The organism is Mycolicibacterium parafortuitum, from assembly GCF_010725485.1.
Classification (GTDB): domain Bacteria; phylum Actinomycetota; class Actinomycetes; order Mycobacteriales; family Mycobacteriaceae; genus Mycobacterium.
Genome location: NZ_AP022598.1, coordinates 4,826,690 through 4,852,585 on the forward strand (window position 1 = coordinate 4,826,690; position 25,896 = coordinate 4,852,585).

21 protein-coding genes and 1 pseudogene are annotated in these 25,896 nt (G+C 69.1%); 14 read left to right on the forward strand and 8 right to left on the reverse strand.

The genetic code is table 11. The annotated features are described in order from the left end of the window. The first annotated feature begins 8 nt into the window (after positions 1-8). From NTM_RS22740 to NTM_RS22755, 4 genes are read left to right on the forward strand one after another with little or no spacing between them, the layout of a single operon-like run. A complete protein-coding gene (locus NTM_RS22740) occupies positions 9-824 on the forward strand; it encodes a carbohydrate ABC transporter permease (RefSeq protein ID WP_163769593.1) in 816 nt (271 codons plus the stop codon). A gap of 22 nt (positions 825-846) precedes the next feature. Beyond that, positions 847-1,908, forward strand: a complete 1,062-nt coding sequence (locus NTM_RS22745; protein ID WP_163768063.1) for an ABC transporter ATP-binding protein — start codon at positions 847-849, stop codon at positions 1,906-1,908. 27 nt (positions 1,909-1,935) lie between these two features. Beyond that, positions 1,936-2,706, forward strand: a complete 771-nt coding sequence (locus NTM_RS22750; RefSeq protein ID WP_104860793.1) for an SDR family NAD(P)-dependent oxidoreductase — start codon at positions 1,936-1,938, stop codon at positions 2,704-2,706. 50 nt (positions 2,707-2,756) lie between these two features. Next, positions 2,757-3,578 (forward strand): BtpA/SgcQ family protein, encoded by an 822-nt coding sequence (locus NTM_RS22755; RefSeq protein WP_104860792.1) that lies wholly within the window; start codon positions 2,757-2,759, stop codon positions 3,576-3,578. Here NTM_RS22755 and NTM_RS22760 read toward each other — a convergent pair whose 3' ends face one another. Further along, a complete protein-coding gene (locus NTM_RS22760; RefSeq protein ID WP_104860791.1) occupies positions 3,579-4,058 on the reverse strand; it encodes a winged helix-turn-helix transcriptional regulator in 480 nt (159 codons plus the stop codon). A gap of 91 nt (positions 4,059-4,149) precedes the next feature. On the opposite strand from NTM_RS22760, the gene NTM_RS22765 reads away from it, so the two are divergent. From NTM_RS22765 to NTM_RS22805, 9 genes and pseudogenes are all read left to right on the forward strand, one after another. Continuing rightward, complete coding sequence (locus tag NTM_RS22765; RefSeq protein ID WP_104860790.1) at positions 4,150-5,349, forward strand: thiolase family protein; 1,200 nt, start codon at positions 4,150-4,152, stop codon at positions 5,347-5,349. Between the two features lie 118 nt (positions 5,350-5,467). After that, complete coding sequence (locus tag NTM_RS22770; protein WP_163769594.1) at positions 5,468-9,763, forward strand: AAA family ATPase; 4,296 nt, start codon at positions 5,468-5,470, stop codon at positions 9,761-9,763. A 94-nt stretch (positions 9,764-9,857) separates the two neighbouring features. After that, positions 9,858-10,634: a hypothetical protein gene (locus NTM_RS22775; protein WP_163768065.1), complete on the forward strand. Its 777-nt coding sequence runs from the start codon at positions 9,858-9,860 to the stop codon at positions 10,632-10,634. Positions 10,635-10,649: 15 nt separating this feature from the next. Beyond that, positions 10,650-11,831 (forward strand): polyprenyl synthetase family protein, encoded by a 1,182-nt coding sequence (locus NTM_RS22780; RefSeq protein WP_163768068.1) that lies wholly within the window; start codon positions 10,650-10,652, stop codon positions 11,829-11,831. Next, positions 11,828-12,283, forward strand: a complete 456-nt coding sequence (locus NTM_RS22785; RefSeq protein ID WP_163768071.1) for a hypothetical protein — start codon at positions 11,828-11,830, stop codon at positions 12,281-12,283. The genes NTM_RS22780 and NTM_RS22785 overlap by 4 nt, the downstream gene beginning before the upstream one ends. Beyond that, entirely contained in the window at positions 12,280-12,546 is a 267-nt protein-coding gene (locus NTM_RS22790; protein WP_163768075.1) for a hypothetical protein, read from the forward strand. The genes NTM_RS22785 and NTM_RS22790 overlap by 4 nt, the downstream gene beginning before the upstream one ends. Next, the gene (locus NTM_RS22795) at positions 12,543-13,562 is read left to right on the forward strand and encodes a hypothetical protein (RefSeq protein WP_163768078.1); all 1,020 of its coding nucleotides are present in this window, start codon (positions 12,543-12,545) and stop codon (positions 13,560-13,562) included. The genes NTM_RS22790 and NTM_RS22795 overlap by 4 nt, the downstream gene beginning before the upstream one ends. Next, positions 13,555-13,953 (forward strand): SCP-2 sterol transfer family protein, encoded by a 399-nt coding sequence (locus NTM_RS22800; RefSeq protein WP_163768081.1) that lies wholly within the window; start codon positions 13,555-13,557, stop codon positions 13,951-13,953. The genes NTM_RS22795 and NTM_RS22800 overlap by 8 nt, the downstream gene beginning before the upstream one ends. Further along, positions 13,950-16,807: pseudogene (locus NTM_RS22805) on the forward strand (FAD-dependent oxidoreductase). Before NTM_RS22800 ends, NTM_RS22805 begins: the two are co-directional and overlap by 4 nt. 14 nt (positions 16,808-16,821) lie before the next feature. On the opposite strand, the gene NTM_RS22810 reads toward NTM_RS22805, so the two are convergent. The 7 genes from NTM_RS22810 to NTM_RS22840 all read right to left on the reverse strand — a co-directional run bounded on the left by NTM_RS22810 (position 16,822) and on the right by NTM_RS22840 (position 25,250). Then, complete coding sequence (locus tag NTM_RS22810; RefSeq protein WP_163768083.1) at positions 16,822-17,754, reverse strand: DUF8686 domain-containing protein; 933 nt, start codon at positions 17,752-17,754, stop codon at positions 16,822-16,824. Between the two features lie 31 nt (positions 17,755-17,785). After that, a complete protein-coding gene (aspS, locus tag NTM_RS22815; RefSeq protein ID WP_104860783.1) occupies positions 17,786-19,555 on the reverse strand; it encodes an aspartate--tRNA ligase in 1,770 nt (589 codons plus the stop codon). Between the two features lie 86 nt (positions 19,556-19,641). After that, positions 19,642-20,070, reverse strand: coding sequence for a cupin domain-containing protein (locus tag NTM_RS22820; RefSeq protein ID WP_104860782.1), 429 nt, complete (start codon positions 20,068-20,070; stop codon positions 19,642-19,644). A gap of 42 nt (positions 20,071-20,112) precedes the next feature. Further along, positions 20,113-20,835, reverse strand: coding sequence for an SDR family NAD(P)-dependent oxidoreductase (locus NTM_RS22825; RefSeq protein WP_104860781.1), 723 nt, complete (start codon positions 20,833-20,835; stop codon positions 20,113-20,115). A 28-nt stretch (positions 20,836-20,863) separates the two neighbouring features. Next, positions 20,864-21,475 (reverse strand): sigma-70 family RNA polymerase sigma factor, encoded by a 612-nt coding sequence (locus NTM_RS22830; protein WP_104861479.1) that lies wholly within the window; start codon positions 21,473-21,475, stop codon positions 20,864-20,866. Positions 21,476-21,598: 123 nt separating this feature from the next. Next, on the reverse strand, positions 21,599-24,391 hold the full coding sequence (locus NTM_RS22835; protein ID WP_163768086.1) for a helix-turn-helix transcriptional regulator: 2,793 nt from the start codon (positions 24,389-24,391) through the stop codon (positions 21,599-21,601). A 103-nt stretch (positions 24,392-24,494) separates the two neighbouring features. Continuing rightward, complete coding sequence (locus NTM_RS22840) at positions 24,495-25,250, reverse strand: SDR family oxidoreductase (RefSeq protein WP_163769595.1); 756 nt, start codon at positions 25,248-25,250, stop codon at positions 24,495-24,497. Positions 25,251-25,350: 100 nt separating this feature from the next. Between NTM_RS22840 and NTM_RS22845 the strand changes: the two genes are divergently transcribed. Continuing rightward, positions 25,351-25,851: an SRPBCC family protein gene (locus NTM_RS22845; protein ID WP_179963976.1), complete on the forward strand. Its 501-nt coding sequence runs from the start codon at positions 25,351-25,353 to the stop codon at positions 25,849-25,851. Positions 25,852-25,896 lie beyond the last annotated feature (45 nt).

A 25,896-nucleotide genomic window follows, 5' to 3' on the forward strand; every position in this document is an offset into this window, starting at 1 on the left:
ACCGAGCCTTGAACCGCATCTCTGTGGTGACGGTGCTGCGGGTGGCGCTGCTGTGGGCGGCGGGCATCTCGGTGCTGTTCCCGATCGTGTGGATCGCGCTGGCAAGTGTGAAAACGCCTGAGCAGCTCAACGATCCGTTCCTGCTGACGTTCACGCCGGACTTCTCGGCATGGCACAACGTGTTGTCCTCGGGCATCCTCGGCGCCGCGGGCCGCAGCGCGCTGGTCGCGTTGATTACCGTCGGTATCAGCGTCGTGGTCGGCAGCATGGGCGCCTACGCGATCGCCCGGTTCCGGGCCGGCGGCACCCTGACACGGTTCGGCATGCTGGCCGCCCAGGTGCTCCCGCCCGCGGTGCTGGTGTTCCCGTTCCTGACGATGGCCTATGCGCTGCGACTGACCGACACGCTGATACCGGTGATCTTCGCGCACCTGAGTTTCGTTCTGCCGGTGGTGACGTGGTTCCTGATCGGGTTCTTCGAGGCGGTACCGCGCTCGCTGGAGGAGCAGGCCCAGGTCGACGGCTTCAGCCGGTTCGCGGCGTTCCGGATGGTGGTGCTCCCCCAGGTGCTGCCCGGCATCGGGGCGTCGGCCATCTTCGGGTTCACACTGTCGTGGAACGACCTTTTCTACGGACTGATCCTGGCCCCGGGAAAGGCCGCCATCCTGCCGGTGGCCATCGCCGGATTCAACACGTTCCGCGGGGTGCAGATCGGCTCGATGAGCGCCGCCATCCTGATCGCGGTCGTGCCCGTCGTCATCGCGAGCTTCTTCATCCAACGCAAGCTGGTGCAGGGCATCAGCGGCGGTGCGGTGAAGTTCTAGACACAGATAGGTTTTGCGCACCATGGCAACCGTTCGCTTCTCCGGCGTCAACAAGGCGTACGGAACCACCTCTGTCGTCAGCGATCTCGACCTCGAGCTGCCCGACGGATCGTTCACCGTGCTGGTCGGGCCGTCCGGCTGCGGCAAGTCGACCTCGCTGCGGATGCTGGCCGGCCTCGAAACGGTCACCTCCGGGACCATCACGATCGGCGACCGGGACGTCACCCATCTGCAGCCCCGGGACCGCGACATCGCGATGGTCTTCCAGAACTACGCGCTGTACCCGCACCTGACGGTCGCCGAGAACATCGCGTTCCCGTTGCGCGCCACCAAGACCCCGCGCCGCGAGGCGCTCGCGCGGGCCGCGACCATCGCGGAGTCGCTCGGTCTGGCCAAGCTCCTCGAGCGCAAGCCGAAAGACCTCAGCGGCGGCCAGCAGCAGCGGGTCGCGATCGGCCGCGCCATCATCCGTGAACCGTCGGTCTTCCTGTTCGACGAGCCGCTGAGCAACCTCGACGCCAAGCTGCGGGTCGAGACCAGAACCGAACTGCTGCAAATCCAGCGCAGGCTCGGCATCACCTCGGTCTACGTCACCCACGACCAGGAAGAGGCGATGACGCTGTCGGACCGCATGATCGTGATGCGCGACGGCAGGATCGCCCAGCAGGGCACCCCGCAGGAGGTGTACTCCCGGCCCGCGGACACGTTCGTGGCTACCTTCGTCGGCAGCCCGAAGATGAACCTCCTCGAGGGCACACTGACCGGCGGGGAATTCACGCTGACCAACGGTTTCGCACTACCGGTGGACGCGACGGGCACCCAGGGCCCGGTCACGCTCGGCGTGCGACCCGACGATCTGTTGCCCACCGCGGCGACGGGCGGCTCGGGGGCCAGGGTCGCGCTCATCGAACATCTCGGACCGCGAGCCATCGTCACCCTCGACGTGGCGGGCACCGAGTTGACCAGCGTCGTGGAGACCGCACGGCTGACAGGCATCACCGAGGGCGCCGCGGTGGACCTGGCCGTCCGGGCGGGCGCCTGCCACCTCTTCGACACCGTCACCGGCCGGCGCGTCGCCGGCTGAAACCCAGATAGGAAACGAGAACTACAGATGAGCAGAACAGTCGTGGTGACCGGCGCGGGATCCGGCATCGGCCGCGCGATCGCCAACACACTGGCGCAACGCAATTGGCGGGTGATCGTCACCGACGTCAACGCCGACGCCGCACGGGAGGTGGCCGAATCCCTCCCCGGGCAGTCCGCCGGTCACGAAGCCGTCCAGCTCGACGTCACCTCCCCCGATGCCGCCGCGGCCGTCGCCGCCGACGTCGCCGGACGGTTCGGCCTCGACGCGTGGGTCAGCAATGCCGGCATCTCCTTCATGCACCGCTTCCTGGAGGCCCCGGTCGAGCGCTTCGACCAGACCATCGACGTGAACCTCAAGGGTGTGTTCGTCTGCGGACAGGCGGCCGCGCGCGAGATGGTCAGTTCCGGACAGCCGGGCACGATCGTGAACACCGCCTCGATGGCGGGTAAGCAGGGCCGCGTCCCGTTCCTCGCGGACTACGTCGCGTCGAAGTTCGGCGTCGTCGGGCTGACCCAGGCGATGGCCTACGAGCTGGGCGAGCACGGCATCACCGTCAACTGCGTGTGTCCGGGGTTCGTCGAAACCCCGATGCAGTCAAGGGAACTGGAGTGGGAAGCCGAGCTGCGCGGCACCACCCCGGAAGGTGTGCGGTCCATGATGATCGCCGACACCCCGCTGGGCCGGCTGGAACAGGCCGACGACGTCGCCCGCGCCGTGGCGTTCCTGCTGTCCGACGACGCCCGCTTCATCACCGGTGAGGCGCTGGCCGTCAACGGCGGCGCCTACATGGACTGAGCGGCGCCCCGCCGGTCCCCACGAATTCCCTGTTACAGAAAGGCAATACAGTGACCACCACCTGGATCGACGAGGTCTTCGGCGTACGTAAGCCCGTGATCGCCATGCTGCACCTGTCGGCGCTGCCCGGCGATCCCGGTTACGACTCCGCGGCAGGCATCTCCGCGATCGTGAACCGGGCCCGTACCGAACTCGAGGCACTGCAGGGTGGCGGCGTCGACGCCGTCATGATCAGCAACGAGTTCAGCCTGCCGTACCTGACCAAGACCGAGCCGATCACCGCGATCACGATGGCCCGCATCATCGGTGAACTGCTGCCCGACATCTCGGTGCCCTACGGGGTGAACGTGCTGTGGGACGGCCGGGCGTCGATCGACCTGGCGGTGGCCACCGGCGCGCGGTTCGTCCGCGAGATCTTCACCGGCGTCTACGCCAGTGACTTCGGCCTGTGGGACACCAACGTCGGCGAGGTGGCCCGCCACCGCGCCCGCGTCGGCGGCGCCGGGGTGAAGTTGCTGTTCAACATCGTCCCGGAGTCCGCCAAGTATCTCGCCGACCGCGACCTGGCCTCGATCACCCGCACCACCGTGTTCGCGACGGCTCCCGACGGGATCTGCGTCTCGGGTGCCACGGCAGGTGCGCCCACCGACACCGATGCGCTGCGCACCGTGAAGGCCGCGGCCGGAGACACCCCGGTGTTCGTCAACACCGGGGTGAAGGCCGAGAACGTGGCTGCTCAGCTCAGCATCGCCGACGGCGCCGTCGTCGGAACCTATTTCAAGAAGGACGGCCTGTTCGCCAACGCGGCCGAGAAGTCCCGTGTCGAGGAGCTCATGGGAGCTGCCAAGGAGTTCCGCGCCCAACTGGCATGATCACGGGTTCCCGTTCTGCCTGGCGAGTCGGATACCCAGCTCGTCAGGCGGGACGGGATGCCCTTCGGCACAGACGATCTCGACCCCGGCCTGCGCGCCGCAGCCCAGATGGGTCAGTCGCAGCTGCGAATCGTCGAGGTGTTTGCGCCCCCACTCGAACATCGCCCACACCACCGGCATGAACTCCGTCCCGGCCTCGGTCAGCACGTATTCGTCGCGAACCCGCTGACCGGGCTCGCGGTAGGGGCGCTTGGTCAGCAATCCCGCCTCCACCAGCTCCGAGAGCCGGGCCGATGTCGCGGCCTTGGTGATTCCGACGCGCCGCGCGAAGTCGTCGAACCGGGTGGTCCCGTAGTAGGCCTCCCGCATCAAGAGCATGGCCGATTTCGTGCCGACCAGCGCCATCGTCTTCTCGATCGGGCACCGGCCGATCGCCGACCACTTCGAGCGATCGACAAGGGGCCCCTGCAGCACTGTCATGTACGTCACTCCCCAGCTGGGTTGCTCTGACTAAACCTAGGTGTTACATCTAGGTATACAGAGTAGTACTCAGCGCTGAGCAGGAGGACACATGACCACATACTCGGACCGCGACGCCGTGATCGTCGGGGCGGTGCGCACGCCGGTCGGCAAGGGCAAAGCCACCGGGGCGCTGCACGGCGTCCTGCCTGCCGACCTGCTCGCACACAGCCTGCGCGAACTGGTGACGCGCACCGGCGTGGATCCGGCCGAGGTCGACGACGTCATCGCCGGTGCAGTGACCCAGGTCGGCGACCAGGCGGTGAACATCGCGCGCAATGCGCTGCTCGGCGCCGGCTTCCCGGAGAGCGTTCCCGGCACCACCGTGGACCGCCAGTGCGGCAGCAGCCAGCAGGCGATCAGCTTCGCCGCGCACGGCGTGCTCGCCGGCGCGTACGACGTCGTGATCGCCGCGGGTGTGGAGTCGATGAGCCGCGTGCCGATGGGCTCGTCGGTGCTGCCGGGCAGCAATCCGTTCGGCCTCGACATGACCGCCCGGTACCCCGACGGGTTGGTCGCCCAGGGCATCAGCGCCGAACTGATCGCCGCGAAGTGGAACCTGTCCCGCAGCCGGCTCGACGAGTTCTCCGCACAGAGCCACCAGAAGGCCGCTCGCGCCGGCAAGGACGGACTGTTCGACGACGAGCTCATCCCGATCGCGGGACTGGCCACCGACGAGATCGTCCGCCCCGACACCACGGTCGAGACGCTGGCCGGGCTGCGGCCCGCGTTCTACAACGAGGCGATCGGCGCCAGGTTCCCGCAGATCGACTGGCGGATCACGCCGGGCAACTCGTCGCCGCTGTCGGACGGCAGCGCCGCAGTGATGATCACCAGCGGTGCGGCGGCCCGCCGGCTCGGCCTGCGCCCGCTGGCCCGGGTGCACACCACCGTCGCCGTCGGCTCGGATCCGCTGTACATGCTGACCGGGGTCATCCCGGCGACCGAGAAGGTGCTGGCGAGATCCGGACTGACCCTGGCCGACATCGACCTGTTCGAGGTCAACGAGGCGTTCGCCCCGGTCGTGCTCGCCTGGGCGGCCGAACTCGGCGGACGATCTGACTCCGACCTTCTCGCGAGGACCAACGTCAACGGCGGCGCGATCGCGATCGGACACCCGCTCGGCGCCAGCGGTGCGCGGATCATGACAACCCTCGTCAACGCACTCGAGCAACGCGACGGCCGCTACGCGCTGCAGACGATGTGCGAGGGCGGCGGGATGGCCAACGCGACCATCATCGAACGCCTCTAGATCACGCGGCGCCGTTCCCGGACATCGCGTGTCGCGATACTGGATGCGCCCCGACGGCCAGGTCAATAGCATGAGGACCTGATCCGTTCGAAGGGGACGCGACGCAGTGACTGTTCCGTTGCTGGATATCGACGGCCGCGTCGTAGATCGACGACGTGAGCTCGCCGAGTTGCGCGCCGCCGTCGAGACCGCCGAACGCAGCGGCGGGGCATGTGTCCTGCTCGGCGGAGTGCCCGGCGTCGGCAAGTCGACGATCATGCAGAAGTTCGGCGCCGAGGTGGCGTCGCGCAACTGCATCTTCGCGTATGGACGCTGCCGCGACGGTGCGCCCGCGCCCTACACCGCCATCGGCACCGCCCTCACCACTCTGGTCCAGGCGATGGGCACGACCGCCCCCGCAGAGCGGACCCGCTGGCGCACCAGCCTGATCAACACCTCGGCAGTGCTGCCCGCCGTGCTGGCCGAACTCGTTCCGGCCCTGGCCGAGTCGGTGGGCACGACCGCACCGGTTCTCGAGGTGGACGCCTCTGATGCCCGGCACCGGTTGCACCGCGCGGCGATCCAACTCGTGGCGGCCACGGCGCAGTTCCGCACACTGATCCTCGCGATCGACGACCTCCAGTGGGCCGATCACGATTCGCTGCTGCTGCTCCACGAGCTACTGACGATGGGGCCGCGCAACGTGCTGGTCGTGGGAACCTACCGATCAGGTGAATTCGATACCTCCGCAGCGGGTTTCGACGGCCCCGGGATCCGCAACCTGGAGCTGGCGCCTCTGGAACAAGCCGACGTCGAGGACCTGCTCGCCGACGTGGTCGGCGAGGCACAGGAATTGACCGCCGTCGCCGCGGAATTCCACCAACGCACCGGCGGCAATCCGCTGCGGATCCGTCAACTGTTCCACCGCGCCCAGCATGACGGCGCGCTGATCCCCCGCACCGCCAGTCGCCGGCCCGGCTGGGACCTGCGCGTACTGGCCTCGATCGAGATCTCCGCATCGGAAGCCGAGTTCCTCGGCAACCACCTGAACCTGTTGCGCCCTTCGGACCGAACGGTTCTGGGTGCGTTGTCCTGCATCGGCGGGGAGTTCGACCTCGACGACGCGACCGCCGCGGCGGGTCTGCCCGCCGAAGTGGTGTCGCACGCGCTGTGGTCGAGCATGGAACTACACCTGATCGACGCCCTCGACAAGCAGGGCCGACGCATCGCCAACACGATAAGTCGCGATGCCCGTTACCGTTTCAGCCATGACCGGGTCGCCGAGACCGCCCGTGCGGTCCTGACCGAGGACCAGCGCCTGCAGGTGCACCTGCGGCTGGGCCGTCGGCTGACCCACCTGGGCGAGGACCGGCTGTTCGAGGCCGCCCGCCACGCCGGGACCGGCGGGCTGGTCCTCGGCGAGGACGACCCCGAGCGCATCGGGTTCGCCGACGTGCTGCGCCGCGCCGCCGAGCGAGCCCGGGCGCAGGCGTCGTTCCCGCTGGCGCTGACCTACTTCCGCAGCGGGCTCGACCTGCTCGGCAGCAACCGTTGGTTCACCCACCCGTCTGCCACCCGCGAACTGCACCTCGGAGCGGCGGATGCGGCGCTGTTGGCCGGGGACTTCGGCCTGTTGCACCGCCTGCTCGACGAGGCGGCGGGACATCTGACCGAGCGGGCCGACCGGCTGCGCCTGGCGTACCTGCGGGTCAAGAGCCTGTTCGCGATGGACCGGCCGCAGGAGGCGATGGACGAGGGGTTGCGGGCGCTGTCCGACGTCGGCGAACCGCTGCCCACCGAACCCGGTAAACCGCGGATCGCCAACGCGGTGCTGCGGATGCGGATGACGATGAACCGGTGGAGCAACGAGAAACTTCTCGGCCTGCCCCTGTGCGAGGACCCGCTCGTCGTCGAGAAGCTCCGGATGCTGGTGACGCTGTGCCACGAGTCCTACAACGCACGGCCCAACCTGTTCCCGCTGCTCGTGCGCAAGCAACTGGAACTGACCCTGGCCCACGGCCACACCCGGTCCTCGCCCCGCATGCTGACCAACTACGGACTGCTGCTGGTCATCCTCGGGGACTACAGCGGTGCTCAGCGGTTCGGCGAGGCCGGTATGGCGCTGGCCGAGCAACCCGGGTATCAGGATGCCCGCCCCGAAACCGCCTTTCTCTACTACTGCTTCATCAGGCACTGGCGGCACCCGGTGCGCAGCGGCCTCGGCAGTCTGCGCGACGACATCGCCGCTGCCCTCGATCAGGGCGACCGCGAGAGCGCCGGATTCCTGGCCGCGACGCTGCTGTCGCAGACCTTCTGGGTCGGCACACCGCTGGCCGACATCGACATGCTCGCGCAGTCCCTGATCGCCGACGTGCAGTCGATGCCCGTTCCGAAGCGGTCCTGTCAGGCCATGCAGCAGATGGCACTGAACCTGATGGGACGCTGCGAGGATGTGCTGCTGCTGGCCGGCGAGAGCGGATACGACGAACGCGAGGTGGTGCCCGCGGCCGCGGCCGAAGGCGAGGAGGTGATCCTCAGCCAGGCCGCGATCATGAAGCAGGGGCTGCACTTCTGGTCCGGCGATCACGCCGGTGCGTGCGCCGCGACCGAGGAGGTGATGGCGCACGACAGCGGGATGACCGGTACCGCGATCGCGCCACTGGTGCACATGATCGGCGCGCTGAGCATGATGCAGCAGGCACCGCGGGACCGGGTCACCGCGCGTTTCGTGAAGCAGGCGCTGGCGCTGCACCGCAAGGCGGCCGCGGGGTCGCCGGAGAACTATGCGGCCGCGCTCGCACTGCTGGAGGGCGCCTGGGCGCGAGTCCGCGGAAAGCACGACGAGGCCGAGCGTCACCTGCACCGGTCGATTCAACTGGCCGACGACAACCACCTGCCGATGATCAGCGCCCGCGCCCACGAGGAGGCGGCCGCCGTCTACGCCGAGACCGGGCGCACCACCTTCCGTGACCACATGCTGCAGTCGGCCTACCGACGCTGGCTCAACCTGGGTGTGTCGGTGCGCACCGACTGGCTCGCCAAGGAACATCCTTGGCTGGGCGGACACGACCTGGTGCGTCCGGAGACGGCGGGTGTGGACCCGGTGGGAGCTCATCAGCTCCTGCGCGCACTGTCGGGCGCGCACACCGAGTACGACCTGGCCAACATCGTCCTGCAGTCGGTCGCCGACACCACCGGCGCCGACCGGGTGCTGCTGCTCACCGGTTCGGCCGATGATCTGTCCGTCCGGTCGGCCTATGAGGACGGCGTGGTGACCACCATCGAGGGCAACGGCGCCGAATCGTCCTACAACACCGATCTCGTCGGGCGCGCCGCGCTCAGCGGCGTTCCCCGCGCATCGGAGCCGGGCGACGGCAACCCGGCCGTGGCCGTGCCGATCCGGTTGCAGGACAGGCTGATCGGGGTGATCTATGCACAGCACAAGGACACCGCCCGCTACTTCACCCCCGATCAGGAGGAGGCGCTGTCGTTCCTGTGCGCGCAGGCCGCGGCCCCGCTGTGGAACTTCCAGCTGGAAGCCCGGCTGAAAGCGGCCGACCAGTACCGGCAGTCGCTCATCGACGCACAGTCGCGCTTCGTGCCCAACGAGGTGCTGCGCATCCTCGACATCGACGATCTGCGCCTGGTGCGCGCCGGGCATCGCGTGGAGCGGGAGATGACAGTACTCATCAGCGATATCCGCGGTTACACGGCGATCCTGGAGGACATGGACATCACCGAGGCCGGCAACCTGGCGATGGGATTCCTGCGCGCGGTCGAGATGCCGATCGTCAGCTGCAACGGTCTGGTACAGGACGTCCGCGGCGACGAGATCCTCGCGATCTTCGAATCCGCCGACGACGCGGTACAGGCGGGGCTGGCGATGCTGAGGTCGCTGCGTGAGCACAACGAGGAGCGTCGCGCGGTGGGCTCCGACGAGATCCGTGTCGGTATCGGGATCAACACCGGCAAGGTCGGCGTCGGGCTCGTCGGCGGTGTCAACAGGATGGTGCTGACCGTGATCGGCGACGCGGTGAACCTGGCCGCCCGGATCGAGAGCACCAACAAGCGTTACGGGTCCGCTTTGCTCATCTCCGATGCCACCCGGGCGAAGCTGTCAGAACCCTGTAAATTCGATGTCCGCCGGATGGAGCGGGTGATGGTGGTCAACCGGCGCCGGCCGGTGACCATTTACGAAGTGTTCGATGGTGATTCGGATGAACTGCGCGCGGCCAAACGCGCCTCGGCCCATCACTTTGACGATGCGTTCGCGCTGTTCGACGCCGGCGACGTGGATGCGGCCCGGCGCGCTTTCGAGCGGTGTGCGTTGTTGCTGCCCGACGACCCGGTCGCACCGCTGCATCTCGCGCACTGCGAGTCCGTGGCCCGCGGCGAGATGTCGGCGGGCCAAAATGTTGTGTTGCAACAGAAATGAGTTTCTGGCGCGGCGGTGAGAAAACTCTGCCGAACGCTTCCCGCGGCCCGTCCTGAGTGTCATGATCTTGACGACACGCAAGGGGGGTCACCGAATGTATTTGACCGCTCAACAACTGGCCGTGGCCAACCAGGCGATAAAAGAGACCTTCGAGACGAGCTGCATCTCCTGGCAGGTACTCCCGCAGTGGGACACCGGGGATCCCGCGAAGACCGCAGTGCCCGCGGACGACGTCACCACCGCGATTCCGTCCACGGTGGCTGTCGTGGGTGACTCGGAACCCCTGACAGTGACGCTGGCGACGGTGACCTCTGGTTCTCCCGACTTTCTATTGGCCCGCATCATCGACAAGGCCGTCGATTTGGCGGCCAAAGTGGACAAGGCCGTAATACCCAAGTTGAGGACGACCGCCGCTAACAGCGTCGCCTGGGACAACTCTACCGTCGACAAACTCCTGCTCAGCTTGATCGATGCGCGCACCGCCGTCGAGACGGCGGGCTATAGGGCACCGTCGTGCCTCGTCACGAACACCGACGGACTCAAAGAAGTCAGTGTATTGGTGAGCGGGTATTCGGTGCAGCAGACGCTACTGGATACCGCCAACATCGGCTCGCTGCAGCGCGCCGAACAAGTGGCCCCCACGACGACACCAAACGCTCGAGCCGTTTTGGTGGGCCGCCGTCAAAGGATTCCTCACGGTGGCGCCTCAGACGAATCGCCGGGCGAGGAACCGGTGGACCTCGCAGTGAGTGTGCCGCCCAGCCTTGAGGTTCTCGGCGAGGACGGCGCCAACACCATCAAGTTGGCCGTGCGTGTCCGCTATGCCCTACGGATCAAAGACAAATACGGCCTCGTCAAGCTCGACAAATAGCGGAAGCCCGGTGGCATGACCGCGACCTTGCCTGAGGCACAGGCACACTCGGTTCCGCCGAACCCCCTTGAGGAATATCTCGCGCTCTGCAAGCAAGCGTGCGACGGGGAGATCACCCGGCTGTACGGCAGCACCGACGGGCCGGGCACGCTGCGGGATCTGGTCCTCGACTATCCGCGCCGCGGCGGAAAGGCACTGCGGCCCGCGCTGAGCATCGCGATGTGTCTGGGGCTCGGCGGTCACCTCGAAGCCGTTCTGCCGACCGCCGCGACCCTCGAGCTGTATCACAACGCCTTCTTGATCCACGACGACATCGAAGACGAATCCTGGTGGCGCCGCGGCAAACCCACCATGCACATCGACCACGGCATCCCGGTCGCCGTCAACGTGGGCGATGCGATGCTGTCACTGTCCCTGCAGCCCCTGCTCGACAACGTCGAGCGCGTCGGGCTGGGCCCGGCCCTGCGGATCCTGCGCGCCGTCGCGCACATGACCCGTAAGACCGTCGAGGGCCAGGCCGTCGAGCTCGACTGGGTACGCGCGAATACGTGGAATCTCACCGACGCCGACTACCTCACGATGGTCGAGTTGAAGACCAGCTGGTACTCGTTCATCACCCCGCTCCAGGCAGGCGCCATCGCCGCCGGCGCGAGCCCGGACCGGCTGGCGCCGCTGGAGGTGTTCGGCCGCCACCTCGGTGCCGCGTTCCAGATCACCGACGACCTGCTGAACCTGCGTGCCGACCCGCAGGCATACGGCAAGGAGATCGGCGGCGACCTGTGGGAGGGCAAGCGGACTCTGATGCTGCTGCACGCGCTGCGCAGCGCCGAACCCGCCGAACGCGAACGCGGGGTGCAGATCATGGCGCGGCGGCGCCCGACCGCCGATGACGAACTGGGGCTCGGTGAGCTGCTGGACCGGCTCACGAGTCGCGGCGAGCTCTCTAGGTCCGGGCGCGACGCGATCGGTGAACTGCTGCGCACGCAGCACATCACGCCGCCGAAGACCCTCGCCGACATCCGTTGGCTGTTCGAGCTCATGAACCGGGTCGGATCCCTGGAGCACGCCAGAGATGTCGCCGCGCACCACGCGCGGCAGGCCGCGGCCGTGCTCGCCGAGCTGGACTGGCTGCCTGCCGGCCGGCACCGCGACGCGCTCGCCGCGCTGGTCGATTACGTGCACGGACGGACCCGATGAAACCCGAGGACATGGTGGCCGCTCTCGCCGAGATGGAACGGATCCGCGAGGCGGTCCTCGACCTCGTCGAACGTCAGGCGCCGCAGCTGCTGCCCGAACCACCCGACGGCGACGACGCTCAACGCACGGTGTTCGAGCTGCTCGTCGGGGTCCGGCGCGCGGTGCTCGGCAATCCCGCGGCCGCGCGCCGCATCCACGACCTGCTGATCGCCCAGGGGCAGCGCTACGCGGAGACGCCCGACGGGGCACGGCTGCGCGACACCCTCGCCGCGTCCGAGGCCGTCGAGAACCTGCGACTGGTGTGGGAGACGGTCAGCCTCAACGTGCTCGACGGCCCAGCCACACCGGGGTGCGCTCCGGACGCGTGGGCGGCGCTGTTCGCCGACACCGTCATCGCCGACGGACTCGACGACGCGGTGCTGTCCCGTCTGCGGCCCGAAGGGTTCGCATGACGCTCTCCGATCCCGTCCCCGCGCTGGCCGAACGCAGTTCGCTGATCGGCTATCTGATGGGCGCCGTCGCGCTCGGACACCTCGTCGAGACGCTTGCGCGAGATCGTCGCCGCCCCTGCGCACCGCCGCCGGACGACTTCGTGCACCTGCTGCTCGGCGTCGCGAGCCTCGGGAAAGCCGTCGAACGACTCGCGACCGTGGACGCACCCGACGCTCCCGCCGGACCCGTCGCATCGCCCGAGCCGGGTCGGTGGCTGCGATGACCTCGGCCCTGGCTCGCAGCGACTTCGTCCGCGCCCCGATGCTCGCCGCCGCCGACCCGCGCGGCTACAAGGAGTGGCACCACTTCGTGGTGCACGGCCGCGACGCCCACATCTTGATCAACTTCAGCCTGAACACCGAGATCGTGGGCGGCATAACACAACTGGCGCCGCGCGTGATCGTCATCGCCCATGACCGGCGGTGGACGGGTGCCATCGAACGGTTCGGCACCGAGGACCTTTCGGTGTCACCGGACTTCGGCGGACTGACCATCGGTGACAGCCGGATGAGGGTGACACCGGACGGCTACCGGGTGCAGATCGACCTGCCCCGGCCCGGCATCCGCGGCGAGATCGCCTTCGCCCCGGTGAGCCGACCATTCGTGGTGAACAACCAGCCCGTCGGCGCCGGGCGGATGAGCTGGCTGTTCGTGCCGCGGCTGCGCGCCGACGGCTGGTTGCGCGTGGGCGGTGCCGAACACCGGCTGGAGCGCGAACTCGCCTACCACGACCACAACTGGGGCAGGTTCTGGTGGGGCGACGACTTCGGGTGGACCTGGGGGACCATCCTGCCGACAGAGCGCACCGATCCTTGGTCGCTGGTGTTCCTGCAGATGACCGACCGGAACCGGCTGCGGTTCCAATCTCAGGCGGTCTACCTCTGGCACCGCGACGAACCCGCCGCGATGCTGCTGCGCTCCGCGGTGACGACGCACACCCACGGCACGTTGGTCCGCGACGCCGATTGCACGCTCCCACCGGCGATGCGACTCGTCGTGGACGGCCAGGTGCCCGGCGTACCGGAACGTGTGGAGATCGCCGCGCAGCGCGGCGCGGACGCGGTGCACGCCGAGTTCCGCGCGGCGTCGTACGCCCGGCTCGTCCACCCCAGCGAGATGCATCTCGACCGGTCCACCGTGCTGTGCGAGACGAGTGGCACGGCCCACGTCACCGGGACCGTCGCCGGGCAGCACCTCGACTTCACCGGCGCCGGAGTATTCGAGTTCCTCCATGGCTGAGCGTGTTTCGGAGCTTCTTCGGCGTTCGGTCAGCCAGCTGGAAACCGATGTCCCGGACAGCTACCGGCACACCCTCGACGCGCTGGGACCGCTCGTCGTCACGCTGGCCGTCGACGGAGAACGGTTCGCGTTGTCGGGCGGAGACCGGCTCGTCGTCACCGACGGCGACATGCCGGACGCGGCCGTGTCCATCACCACCAGCCGGGCCACCATGCTGGACGTCCTCGACGGGCACGTCGCGCTCGCCGACGCGGTCGAGGGGGGCGCCGTCGCCGTGCGCGGATCTCTGGAACACGTCCTGCGCGCACATGACACACTGCGCGCGTACGTGCACGCCGCGGCCCGGGCCCCGAGCCACCACCGCCTGCTGGACGCATTGAGGGCGTCATGACCGACCCGATCCCGATCACCACCCCGGCGTCGTGCGACCCGCGCCCCACCGTCGCGGTGCTCGGCGCCGGCATCGCCGGATTGACGGCCGCGCACGAGCTCGCCGAGCGGGGCTTCGACGTCACCGTCTACGAGTCACGCGAGGACGAACGAAACGGGCTCGCAGACGCCGGACCGCCCGGGACCTACCCGCCGGTCAAGCTCGGAGGCCTTGCCGCATCGCAATATTCGACGCCGGGCAGCGACACCGGCAGCCAGGCGGAACTGCGCGCCTTCCCCGGCCGGCGCGGCACTCCCCGGCCCCCGAAGCGCGCGGTGGCCGGCGAGCACGGCTTCCGCTTCTTTCCCGCGTATTACCTCCACATCTGGGATCTGTTTCAGCGCATTCCCGTCTACGACCAGACCAGCGGCACCGGCGGGCAGCCCACCTCCCGCACCGTGATGGACAACGTGCGCCGCGTGATCACCCAGGGTCAGACCGTCGCCGGCAGGCCGTCGCTGGTGTTTCCCCGCGAACTGCCCCGCAGCCTCGCCGAATTCCTCAGCGTGATAAGCCAACTGGAGAAGATGGGCCTCCCCGCCCACGACATCGCGTTCTTCCAGAGCAGGCTGCTGCGGTTCCTGGTCACCAGTCCGCTGCGCCGGGCCCGCGAGTACCAGAACATGTCGTCCTACGACTTCTTCACCGCGCGCGACCGCGACGACACACCCGGATACACCTACTCGCCGGCCTTCGACGCGCTGCTGCGTGAGATGCCGCGCGTGCTGGTGGCTTTCGACCCGAACTGGGGCGACGCCCGGACGAACATCGTCACCTACCTGCAGTTGTTCCTGAACATGACCCGCCGTGACGACAAGGCCGACGGTGTGCTCAACGGTCCCACCACCGAATCCTGGCTCGACCACTGGTATCGGCATCTGGTGGCACTCGGTGTCCGGTTCGTCCGCCGTACCGCCGCCTACCTGGAACCGCCCGCCGCCGATCCGGGACGGCCACCACACCTGCGCCCCCGGGTCCGAATCACCCTCGACGACGGCACCGCGGTCGCCCCCGACTACACCGTCGTCGCGGTCGACGCCCCGGCCGCCGAGTGGATCACCGCCGCCCTGCGCGAGGCCGGCACCGGCGGCACCGTGGCCGGCCTCGACGGTTTCGCGACATTGGTCCCGCCCCCGAACGGCCCGCTGCAACCGCAGGAGTCGAGACCGGCCGCGCGACGCGACCCGTACGTGCTCGACGAGGTCGGACGTGTCCCGTGGGACCGGTTCCAGACGATGAGCGGTATCCAGTTCTACTTCGACACCGAGTTCCAGCTGCTGCGCGGGCACATGTATTACGCGGGAGCGGAATGGGGTCTGTCGTCGATCAATCAGCACGGCCTGTGGGAGAACAGACCGAATCTGGTTCGTGACGGCCACGTTTCGGTGCTGTCGGTGGACATCGCCGATTTCAACACCCCATCGCGCGTGCTGCGCGACGAGTCAGGCCGCGGCAAGGCCGCCCGCGACTGCACGCCCGACGAGATCGCGGTCGAAGTCTGGCGGCAGATCGTGACGGCGCTGACCAGTGACGTCGACAACGCACCGGAGGAACTGCTGCCGTGGCCGGTCTGGTACGCGCTGGACCGGGGACTGGTCGCCGACGGCCCGGGACAGGGGTCGGGGCGGCTGGTCCGCAACGAGACGCCCTATCTCATCCCGATCGTCGGGGACTGGGTCAACCGGCCCGGTGGTGACCCATGGAATCCGCACGGCACCTCGTTCACCCAGGTGCCGCCGGACGCGGCCTGGCTCGAGGACCTCGAGCACCGCGGCGTCTGGCAGGCCCGCCACGGCGGTTACCAGGTGCACCACAACTCGGTGGTGTTCGCGGGCACGTGGACGAGGACCTTTACCCGCATCACCTCGATGGAGGCCGCATGCGAGTCGGCGCGGCACGCGGTGAACGCGATCCTCGACCACTACGTGTGGGTGCAGTCCGGCGGCCGCGACCGCCGCGCGAAAACCACACTGCCGTGGCGGTTCCCGTACGGATTCCTCGACCAGGGCCTGTCCAGCCCGGTGCGGCTGCCGACGCCCGCCGGGGACTACTGCTACGTGTTCGACGTCGAGAACCGCGAACCCGCGGACACCCGGGGCCTGCGCATGCTCGACTCGGAGTACTGCATGCGCTCCCTGCCGCACCCGATCGACCTCCTTTACCCGCCCCGACCCACCCCCGGAGGTAAACAGTGACGACACCGGACCCGGCCCCGTTCGAAACCGATCCGCAACTGCTGCAGTATCTGCAGGCCTGGCGGCGACTGTTGGAGCCGCTGGCGGCGATGACACCGCCGAACCTGATTCCGCCGTGCCCGGGGACGCCGCCACCGCCGCAGTCCCCCGCGCCCGGCGCATACGCCGAACAGCTCTTCGGTTACCTGCAGAACTGGCGCCGCCACCTGGAGCAGATGGCGGCGACCGCATCCGCTCCCCCGCCGGATCCCGGCGGGCCGGCGGCGGGCGGGCCGCCGGGCGGCACCGGGCCGGCACCCGGCCACATGGTGGTGCTCAAACCCGAGTACGAGGGCACGACGTTCATCGCACCGATGGATGAGACCGTGGCGCCGGACGCATCACCGGACCTCTCCCGGCAGGCCGCGCCGAGAGCCCGTGGCGCGCAGGTCGATCTGCCGCCCGTCGCCGAGTTCGGGTCACGCTCGCTCGCGGGCGGTATACCGCGCGAGACCCCGCGCAGCGCACCTCGTCCCGTCGCGCCGCCCGCGACAGCAAGCCGTCCCGAAGCCCCGATCGCCGCGCCGACGCGGTTCAAAGGGCTCGCCGAACGGGCACTCAAGAATCAGCACACCGGCTGATCCCACGATTAGGCTCACACCTTCGGGTTGAGCTGCTCTTCCTCCCTGGTCTGCCGCCACCAGGCCACCAGGAAGACGACCATTGCCGCGGACAGCGCGAGCAGCACCCACAGGATCACCGCGACGTCGATCCACGCCCCTGTCGGCGGCGCACCCGGAAGGATGTTGCGCAGCGGCACGACGGCGAACAGCATCGCGGCATACCAGGTGATGAACGGCGGCAGGAATTTTCGCCGGTTCAGCAGCATCTCGATCGCGACGAACAACGCTGTTCCCGGCAGCACCATCAGGACGAGCAAAATTCCGAAGTCGACGGCGTGGGCGCCGCGGGTGCGATCGAGGTGGAACGACACACTCTGTATCGGACCCCACGGGGCTTCCAGCACCTTGATATTGCTGTCGACTTCCCAGCCGTTGATCGCGCCCGCGACCACGAGGACCGCCGGCACGCTGCGCTTGTTCGCCTCGTCCCCGAAGAAGACCTCGACACCGATGGTGTTGCTGACGTAGGTGTCCAGCGGCCAGTGGTCCGGGTCGCCCACCGCGGTGAGCTCGACCGTCGATTCGTTGCTCCGCAGATCGTCGTGCATGTGGATCAGCTCGCCGTCGGCGGTCCACGAGCTCAGGCGCACAATGGGATTGGCCGCCGCCTCGGGACCCGCGGACAGTATGTCGTTGTCCGGGTGCACCAGGACGTCGACGGTGAGCTTGTTCTCGACCGTCTCCATCTTGCCCAACCGGATGATCACCGCCGTCTCCTGGATCACCGAGGACTCGGTGAACTCGAACGGTTTGGGCGGCTGTTCGAGCAGCCGGTATCCGACCAGTGCGCCGATGTAGACCGCCAGCACCACGGCCAGCGTCGTCACCACCGTCGCGTTCAGCGCTTTCGACGAGCCGGAGCGTTCGGACTTGCCGCCGGTTGCCGGCTTCGTATCGGGCTGCACGCGCGGATCGTACCGTGGCAAACCCCGCGGATCAGGCGTCTCGGGACGGTGTGGCGTCGATCCCGGATTCTTTGCGCTGCTGCGCGGTGATCGGTGCCGGGGCGTCGGTGAGCGGGTCGACGCCGCCGCCGGACTTCGGGAACGCGATCACCTCTCGGATCGAATCCACCCCGGCCAGCAGCGCGGTGATCCGGTCCCAGCCGAACGCGATGCCGCCGTGCGGCGGAGCGCCGTAGGAGAACGCGTCGAGCAGGAACCCGAACTTGTCCTGCGCTTCCTCGTGGTCGATGCCCATCATCGCGAACACCCGCTCCTGGATGTCGCGGCGGTGGATACGGATCGAGCCGCCGCCGATCTCGTTGCCGTTGCAGACGATGTCGTAGGCATCCGACAGCGCGGCGCCGGGATCGCTGTCGAAGCTGTCCATCGACTCGGCTTTCGGTGAGGTGAAGGCGTGATGCATCGCCGTCCACGCACCGGAGCCCACGGCCACGTCACCGGAGGCGGTGGCGTCGTCGGCGGACTCGAACATCGGGAAGTCGACCACCCAGGTGAATGCCCACGCGTCCGGGTCGATCAGATCGAGGCGCTTGGCGATCTCGATGCGCGTCGCGCCCAGCAGCGCCCGGGCCCCCTTGGCCGGCCCCGCCGCGAAGAAGATGCAGTCCCCGGGGTTCGCGCCGACGTGCGCGGCCAGCCCGTCGCGTTCGGCGTCGGACAGGTTCTTGGCCACCGGGCCGCCGAGGGTGCCGTCCTCGCCCACCAGGACATAGGCCAGCCCCTTGTGTCCGCGCTGCTTGGCGAACTCCTGCCAGCCGTCGAGCGTGCGACGCGGCTGTGACGCGCCACCGGGCATCACCACCGCGCCGACGTACGGCGCCTGGAACACCCGGAAGGTGGTCTCGGAGAAGAATTCCGTGCACTCGACGAGTTCGACGGCGAAGCGAAGGTCGGGCTTGTCGGAGCCGAATCGGCGCATCGCCTCGGCGTAGCTGATCCGCGGCAGCGGCAGCGGCAGGTCGTAACCGACCAGCGCCCAGATCGCCTTGAGGACCTGCTCGGAGACGGCGATGACGTCGTCGGCGTCGACGAAGCTCATCTCCATGTCGAGCTGGGTGAACTCGGGCTGACGGTCGGCGCGGAAGTCCTCGTCGCGGTAGCAGCGCGCGATCTGGTAGTAGCGCTCCATGCCTGCGACCATCAGCAGCTGCTTGAACAGCTGCGGACTCTGCGGCAACGCGTAGAACGAGCCCGGCTGCAGGCGGGCGGGCACCAGGAAATCGCGCGCCCCCTCCGGGGTCGAGCGGGTCAGCGTCGGGGTCTCGATCTCGACGAAGTCGTGCGCGGCGAGCACTCCACGCGCGGCGGCATTCACCTTGGAGCGCAACCGGATTGCGTTGCCGGGCCCCTCCCGGCGCAGATCCAGGTAGCGGTACTTCAGCCGGGCTTCCTCGCCTGCGGTCTCGTCGAGCTGGAACGGCAGCGGGGCGCTCTCGCCGAGCACCGTCAGCGACGTCGCGTTGACCTCGACCTCGCCGGTCGGGATGTCGGTGTTCGCGTTGCCCTCGGGACGGATCTCGACGACGCCGGTGACGGCGACACAGAACTCCGAGCGCAACCGGTGCGCCTGTTCGAGCACCTGGCCCTCGCGGAACACCACCTGGGACACCCCGGACGCGTCGCGCAGATCGATGAAGATGACGCCGCCGTGGTCACGGCGCCGGGCCACCCAGCCGGCCAGCGTCACCGTCTGGCCGGCATCGGCAGGACGCAATGAACCGGCGGTACGGGTGCGCAGCACAAAAACTCCTCTTTCAGGGCGGGCGACCGGGCGAGTGTCGACAGATCAGTCTAAGCGGCCCGCCGAGTTCGTCCCGCCACCCGGGTTCACCGCCCCGGCGGTATCCGCAGGTGCGCCCGCGCGGCCAGTTCGTCGGCGTCGACCAAGACGAGCATCGGCTGATCGGGTACGCACAGCATCGTGACGGTGAACCGGCACCGCACGTCGTCGCGGTTGTTGGCGTCGGAATAGTGGATGACCTCGCCACCCGGTTCCCAGAAGGCCTCCCCGGCACGGACCACCCGCGGCGGCTGACCTTCGAGCTCGAACAGCATCTCGCCCTCCAGCACGAACCCGAACGCCGGCCCGCCGGGATGCCGGTGCGGCGGGGCGCCGGCACTGCCGGGCGGGTAGTCGATCACGACGGTCATCGCGTGGGCGCCGTAGGGGATGAACGGCGGTGTCACCTCTTGCACCACGGTCAGCGCGCTCTCCCAGGACGGGTCGTAGGCCTCGGGCGTCGTCGCTTCTGTCATGTCGGATCCTTTCGTGGAAACTCAGCGGGGGTCAGAGGGCAGTCAGACAGCACTGCCGCCGCCATCGGCGTGCAGCACCGAACCGGTGATGAAGGACGCCCGAGGAGAGGCCAGGAACAACACGGCCTGGGCGATCTCGTCGGGCTCGGCGGTCCGCCCGAGCGGCAGCGAACGGCCGAGCTCCTCGTTCGTCTCACCCCATTCGGCCTGCACCCCTTCGGTTCTCGTCGGTCCGGGGGCGACGCTGTTGACCCGCACCCCCGCCGGCCCGAACTCCGCGGCCCAGGTGCGCGTCAGCGACTCGACGGCGGCCTTGGATGCGGCGTACACCCCTGCGCCGGGCACACCTTTCGACGCGACCATCGTGGTGACGTTGATGATGCTTCCGGCGCCGCGGGCGACCATGCCGGGCACCAGCCCGGCGGCGAGGAAGTAGGTGCCGGCGACGTTGGTCGCGAAGGTGCGTTCGAACGCATCGCGACGCTGGTCGACGGTCAGCGCGGCCGGGAACGCGGCGGCGTTGTTGACCAGGATGTCGACCACCCCGGCACGGTGCACCAGTTCCTGCACCGATTCGGCGTCGGCGAGGTCGGCCCGCAGGAAACGGACGGGTCCGTCGATCGACGCGGCCGCCGCGGCACCACGGTCGGCGTCGCGGCCGGTGATGGTGACGACGGCGCCTTCACGGGCCAGAAGCCGGGCGCACGCGAGCCCGATGCCCGCGGTGCCGCCGGTGACGAGAGCGTGTTTGTCGGTGAGTTGCATGGCTGCTCCGGTGTGGTGAAGGCGGCGGTCAGGCGGTGACGGCGGCGACGACGGATTCGCCGCGACCGTGGGACAGGTGGGCCAGCGCGATGCGCAGGCGTTTGCGGCCGCGGGACACCCGCGACATCACGGTGCCGATCGGGATGCCGAGGATCACAGCGGTCTCGGCGTAGGTGTAGCCCTCGATGTCGGCGTAGAACAGCACCTCGGCGAAGCCGTCGGGCAGGGAGGCCAGCGCGGACCTGACGTCACCGTGGGGAAGTGCGTCGAGCACTTCGGCCTCGGCCGAGCGCGGGCCGCCCGGCAGCCGGGCGGCGGTGGCGGCCAGGTCGCGGTCGGTGAGCAGCGCGGCCGACACCTCGGTCACCCGGGCCTGCCTGGCCCGGTGGAGGCTGACCCAGCGGTTGTAGAGGATGCGGAACAGCCAGGCCTGCAGATTGGTGCCGTCTTCGAAGGTGCCGAACCCGCGATACGCGCGCAACAGGGTGTCCTGCAGCAGGTCCTCGGCCTCGGGTTCATTGCGCGCGAGCCGGCGAGCCCCGCGGCCGAGGACAGCGAGCAGCGGTTCGACCTCCCGGGCGAACCTGGCGGACAGAGCAGCGTCGGGAGTGGATCTGGCGGGCAGAAAGGTGACGGTCATGATCGGATCTCCTGCGGGTGGCGGTGTCTGATTCACCACCCACATTCGCCGGTTCGGCACCGGGGCGAACCCTTGAAAACCCGTAGTCCCCGGCCCGTAGTTGGTGGCCCTCGATCCCTGGGATCAGGGCGTGAGGGCGGTGGTGCGCAGTTGACGGCGCGAGGTGATTCCCAGCTTCGCGAACACCTTCCGCAGGTGCCATTCCACGGTGTGGGAGCTGATGAACAACTGGGCGCCGATCTCCTGATTGGTCAAGCCGTCGGCGGCCAGCTGCGCGATCTGCGCCTCCTGCGCGGTGAGGCCCGTGCCTGCGCGGTCCTCGCGGGTGCGCACCTTCTCCCCCGTGGCGACCAGCTCACGGCGAGCGCGTTCGGCGAACCCACGCGCACCCATCTGGGTGAACGCGTCGTGGGCCGTGGTCAGTTCGCGCCGCGCGTCGTTTCGCCGGTTGTTACGGCGCAACCATTCGCCGTAGATCAGCCGGGTCCGGGCGAGGTGCACGACGACCCGGGTCCTGCTCAACCGTTCGATGGACTCGGTGTAGAGCGCCTCGGCGGCGTCGTCGTCGGCCAGCATCGCCTGCGCGCTGGCCAATGCGCCTACGGCCCAGTCGGTTTCTGCGGCGCCGACACAGGCCTGCAGCGTCGCGAGGGCCTGCGCGGCGGCATCGCCGGCTCCGGCGCGGGTGGCCGCCTCGACCATCTCGTACAGGCACCAGCCGTGGAAGCCGAGGTCTTGATAGGTCGCGGCGTCGCGGGCCGCCGCATACGCCTCGTCGTACTGTCCGAGGCCGTTGTGCAGGACGGCGGCGGCGTATCCGGTCAACCCGTCCAGGCGTCCCTCCCCGCGGGAGCGGCCATCCGCGCGGGCGCTGTCGATGAGCTTCGCGGCCGTCGCGGCGTCACCGCGCCACGCGGCCAGCAGCACCGAGTGATAGCGCACCGGGGATCGGTGCCCGGTCGCCTCGGTGATCGAGTGCGCCTCCTCGATGAGTTGCTCTGCGGTGGTGAACTCTCCGGCGATCAGGTGCACGCCGGCGCGGTAGGTCAACGCGCGGGGCAATCCGTCGAGGGCACCGGAGTCCCGGGCGTGGTGCACCGCGCACGTGGCCAGGGTGCGGATGGCAGCCTCGTCCCACAGCTCGTGCGCGGCCGACTCCTGCAGGATCGGGAACCCCGGCACCCGCAGCCACCGCCCGACCGCGATGTCGTCGGATTCTGCCTGCGCGCACATCCCCCGCAGCGCGGCGTTCAGCGTTTCGGCACCCGCGCCGAAACCTCCGATGATCCGTTCGACGATCCCCTTGAGCAGCAGGTCGACCGGCCGCAGCGACCGGGTGCCGGCGATCGCGGGCAGCGCGGCTTCCGCCGCGGCACGCAGCGCGGCGGGATCGGCAGACCGGCCGCCGTACATCAGTGCCGCGATGGCTTCGAGGTAACTCTCCCGTGACGAGTCGTCGTCGAGGTCCGCCAGCCGCGCGGCGGCGTCGAGCAGTATCGGCGCGGTGTCGGCGATCTTCGGTGCGCCCGCCTCGCCGGAGCGGCTGCGCATGAACTCCATCTGCGCCCGCAACCGTGCCACGTGCGCGTGCTGCTCGGCGGACAGCTCTCCGAGTTCGGCGATCGCGAGCAATTCGTGGGCGCTGTCGGTGTCCGCGGCGTCGCGTTTGGCCTGCGCCGCCGCCACGGCCCTGGCCGACCGCAGCCGAGAGTCCGCAGTCAGCGCCGTGGCCCGCTCCAGAAATGTTGCGGCGGCCGCGATTCCGCCCCTGCCGGTGGCCCGCAGCGCGGCACGCTCCAGGTCGGCGGCGACCTCGTCATCCGGGCCGGCGGCGGCCTGTGCGGCGTGCCATGCCCGGCGGTCGGGGTCGGCCTTCGGGTCCGTCGCGTCGGCCAGCGCGCGGTGCGCGGCCCGCCGCGCCGCGAGGTCGGCCGCGCGATAGGACGCAGACCGGATCAGCGGATGCCGGAACCGCATTCGCGGGCCGAACTCGATCAGGTCGTCGGCCTCAGCCGGAGCCAGGTCGTCCACGGGCAGTCCCAAACGTGTTGCCGCGCGCAGGAACAACGCGGCATCTCCGAGCGGCTCCGCGGCCGCCAGCAGCAACAGCTGCCGGGTGTTGGTCGGCAGCACCTGGATCCGGCGCACGTAGCTCTGCTCGAGGGCGGCCGGCGACGACCGCTTCCCGGAGATCCAGAACCCACCCGCCAACTCGGCGGCCGAGATGCTGCGCGGCACCTCCAGGATCGCCAGCGGCAGTCCGCGGGTCTCGGCGACGATCCGGTCGCGCACTCGCGGATCCATGGCGTCCAGCATCACCGAATCGAGTAGTTCCCTGGCCTCGGCGTCGGACAGCCCGGTCAGCGGCAGCTCGGGCAGGTCCGCGAGCAGCTCCGGGTGATCGCGGACGCCGAACACCAGCGCAACCGGTTCGGCGAGCAAGCGCCGCGCGACGAACGCCAACGTCTGCACCGACACCTGGTCGAGCCACTGCGCGTCGTCCACGATGCCGATCACCGGTGCAACCTCGGCCGCCGCGGCGAACAGGCTCAGCACCGCGAGCCCGACGAGGAACCGGTCCGGTGCCGGACCGGCGCCGCGACCGAATGCGACGTCGAGCGCGTGTCGCTGCGGTTCAGGCAGCCCGTCGAGGTGCCCGAACAGCGGGGCGCACAGCTGATGCAAGCCCGCGTAGGCGAGTTCCATGTCGGATTCGACGCCGGAAACCGCAAGCAGCTGAAAGCCTTCGGCTCGCCGCGCGGCGTAGTCGAGCAGCGCGGTCTTGCCGACGCCGGCCTCGCCACGCAGCACCAGCACCTGGCGGGCACCGGGTTTGACGGCGGCGATCAGTTCGTCGAGTCGTTCGCATTCGGCGGCGCGGCCGCGCAGCGGCGCAGACCGGTCCGGGCTCGACATGGGCATCACCGCGTCCATTCCGCACGGACGCGCGCGAAGGTTCGTCCGATCTTGATGCTGGATGGGGGAAGTCTATTCCCGACTGGTGATGTGTGGTCGTGCTTCAGCGTGCGGCCGCCGGTTCGCGAAGCCAGTCCTCGAACCTGGTCGCGGACAGCCGCGCGCCGACTCCCGGGCACAACGTCCGTTCGCCGAGTTCGACGCCCCAGTAGGTGGCGCCGGGGTCGGCGACCACCGGCCTGCTGTCGCCGCGCGCCGTCAGCGCGGTGCGCAGCAGATCGGGCAGCAGCACCGCCTCGGGGCCGCCGATTTCGACGATGCCGCCCGCCGGGGCGCCGACGGCGACGGCGGCCACTCCGCGCGCGACGTCGCGGGCGGCCATCGGCTGGAAGTAGGCCGGTGGCATCCGGACGACACCGTCGACGGTCGCGGAGTCGGCGAGCGTGTCGGCGAACTCGAAGAACTGCGTCGCGTGCACGATCGTGTACGGGACCCGGCCCGCGGCGATGAGTTCCTCCTGGGCGAGCTTGGCCTGGAAGTAGCCGCTCTGAGGCGCCATCTCGGCGGTGCCGACGACCGACAGCGCCACATGGTGGCCGACGCCGGCGGCGGCTTCCGCGGTCAGCAGGTTGGTGGTCGCCACCTGGAAGAATTCTTTGGCGGCGTCGTCGAGGGTGGGCGAGTTCGACACGTCGACGACGACGTCAGCGCCGGCGAGCACCTCCTCCAGCCCTTCTCCGGTGTAGGTGTTCACCCCGGTGGACGGCGCGGCCGCGACCGCATCGTGGCCGTCCCCGGTGAGCTGCGCGACGAGTTTCGAACCGATGAGGCCGGTTCCGCCGATGACGACGATCTTCATCATGTGCCTTCCTGAGCGTGGTGGGGTGTATCCGTCCTGCGCGCCAGAACCCCTGGCGGCACCGCCACTCATCCCGGCGCGACACAATGCCCTAAGGTGTATGGTCATGCATCCCTGCGAGCGCGTCGGGCTGGACTTCATCGACACGGCGCCGTACCGCTTCGTCAGCGCCGTGGATCTGGCCATCACCCCCGAGCAACTGTTCGAGGTGCTCGCCGACGAGACGTCCTGGCCCCACTGGGCCAGCGTGATCACCAACGTGACGTGGACGTCGCCGGAGCCGCGCGGCGTGGGCACGACCCGCACGGTCGAGATGCGCGGCGGCATCACCGGTGACGAGGTGTTCCTGGCATGGGAACCGTTCAGCCGCATGGCGTTCCGGTTCGACGCGGCGACCACGCGCAGCATCGCGGCGTTCGCCGAGGACTACCGCGTCGTCCCGACCGAGCAGGGTTGCCACCTGACCTGGATCATGGCCCTCAAGCCCAACGGGATCGCCGGTCGGTTCGGCCTGTTCACCGGGCGTCCCGTGATGGGCTGGATGTTCCAGCGGTTCCTGTACAACCTGCGCCGCTACACCGACGAGAGGTTCTCGGCCTAACTTCCGCTGCCCTTGCCCCGGAAGTGGCTTTGGCGGTGGGGCGTT

What these genes read in the sequence shown, in the direction of transcription:
- NTM_RS22785 (WP_163768071.1), top strand. Translation starts at nt 11,828, where the DNA reads ATGAAACCCGAGGACATGGTGGCCGCTCTCGCCGAGATGGAACGGATC.
- NTM_RS22820 (WP_104860782.1), bottom strand. Translation starts at nt 20,070, where the DNA reads ATGACAGAAGCGACGACGCCCGAGGCCTACGACCCGTCCTGGGAGAGC.
- NTM_RS22840 (WP_163769595.1), bottom strand. Translation starts at nt 25,250, where the DNA reads ATGAAGATCGTCGTCATCGGCGGAACCGGCCTCATCGGTTCGAAACTC.
- NTM_RS22750 (WP_104860793.1), top strand. Translation starts at nt 1,936, where the DNA reads ATGAGCAGAACAGTCGTGGTGACCGGCGCGGGATCCGGCATCGGCCGC.
- NTM_RS22800 (WP_163768081.1), top strand. Translation starts at nt 13,555, where the DNA reads ATGGCTGAGCGTGTTTCGGAGCTTCTTCGGCGTTCGGTCAGCCAGCTG.
- NTM_RS22825 (WP_104860781.1), bottom strand. Translation starts at nt 20,835, where the DNA reads ATGCAACTCACCGACAAACACGCTCTCGTCACCGGCGGCACCGCGGGC.
- NTM_RS22760 (WP_104860791.1), bottom strand. Translation starts at nt 4,058, where the DNA reads ATGACAGTGCTGCAGGGGCCCCTTGTCGATCGCTCGAAGTGGTCGGCG.
- NTM_RS22780 (WP_163768068.1), top strand. Translation starts at nt 10,650, where the DNA reads ATGACCGCGACCTTGCCTGAGGCACAGGCACACTCGGTTCCGCCGAAC.
- NTM_RS22835 (WP_163768086.1), bottom strand. Translation starts at nt 24,391, where the DNA reads ATGTCGAGCCCGGACCGGTCTGCGCCGCTGCGCGGCCGCGCCGCCGAA.
- NTM_RS22775 (WP_163768065.1), top strand. Translation starts at nt 9,858, where the DNA reads ATGTATTTGACCGCTCAACAACTGGCCGTGGCCAACCAGGCGATAAAA.
- NTM_RS22830 (WP_104861479.1), bottom strand. Translation starts at nt 21,475, where the DNA reads ATGACCGTCACCTTTCTGCCCGCCAGATCCACTCCCGACGCTGCTCTG.
- NTM_RS22795 (WP_163768078.1), top strand. Translation starts at nt 12,543, where the DNA reads ATGACCTCGGCCCTGGCTCGCAGCGACTTCGTCCGCGCCCCGATGCTC.
- NTM_RS22765 (WP_104860790.1), top strand. Translation starts at nt 4,150, where the DNA reads ATGACCACATACTCGGACCGCGACGCCGTGATCGTCGGGGCGGTGCGC.
- NTM_RS22745 (WP_163768063.1), top strand. Translation starts at nt 847, where the DNA reads ATGGCAACCGTTCGCTTCTCCGGCGTCAACAAGGCGTACGGAACCACC.
- NTM_RS22845 (WP_179963976.1), top strand. Translation starts at nt 25,351, where the DNA reads ATGGTCATGCATCCCTGCGAGCGCGTCGGGCTGGACTTCATCGACACG.
- NTM_RS22790 (WP_163768075.1), top strand. Translation starts at nt 12,280, where the DNA reads ATGACGCTCTCCGATCCCGTCCCCGCGCTGGCCGAACGCAGTTCGCTG.